The following is a 622-nucleotide window of genomic DNA, read 5'->3' as shown; positions in this document are numbered from 1 at the left end:
GGGCGGGGAAGGGGCGGGCACGGGCACCGGTGGCGATCACCAGGCCGTCCCAGGGCAGTTCCCCGCCGTCGGCGAGCGTCACGGTGCGGGCGACGGGGTCGAGGCGGACGGCCGGGGCGCCGAAGCGGTGCACCACGTCGGGGATGTCGGTGAAGGGGAGGGTGGTGTCCGGGGCCTCCCCTCCGCCGAGCAGGACCTGCTTGGACAGCGGGGGGCGGTCGTAGGGCGGGTGCGGTTCCTCGCCCACCAGGGTGAGTTCCCCGTCGAAGCCCTCGCCGCGCAGCGTCCGCGCTGCGTGCAGGCCGGCGAGGGAGGCCCCGACGATCACCACCCGCCGGGGTGCCCTCACGACGCGTCCGGGGTGATGGTGATGGCGCGGACGGGGCAGACGGCGGCGGCCTTCGTGACCGCCTCGCGCGCGGCGTCGTCCGGGTTCGGCTCGTACACCAGGGTGTCGTCGTCGTCGAACGAGAAGACGCCGGGCGCCGCGAAGACGCACTGGCCGTGGCTCTCGCAGAGGTTCATGTCCACGACGATCTTCATGAGGGGCTCCGTGATCGTGGGTGCGGTGGCCCGGGGCCGGGGGCACGGCCCGGGCGGGGCGACGGAAGGACTGAAACTG

At 74.6% G+C, this 622-nt stretch carries 2 protein-coding genes; both read right to left on the bottom strand.

The window, feature by feature from the left end; genetic code table 11:
* A partial coding sequence (locus FOE67_RS27845; RefSeq protein WP_323385636.1) for an FAD-dependent oxidoreductase occupies window positions 1–349 on the bottom strand: 349 nt, incomplete at its 3' end.
* Window positions 346–543 (bottom strand): ferredoxin, encoded by a 198-nt coding sequence (locus FOE67_RS27840; RefSeq protein ID WP_182667568.1) that lies wholly within the window; start codon window positions 541–543, stop codon window positions 346–348. The genes FOE67_RS27845 and FOE67_RS27840, both read right to left, overlap by 4 nt.
* Window positions 544–622: the final 79 nt, after the last annotated feature.

It is taken from the genome of Streptomyces calidiresistens, from assembly GCF_014141525.1.
GTDB classification, from domain to species: Bacteria; Actinomycetota; Actinomycetes; order Streptomycetales; family Streptomycetaceae; genus Streptomyces; species Streptomyces calidiresistens.
Note: the sequence above shows the minus strand (reverse complement) of the source record. Positions and strands in the feature narration are given on the sequence as shown.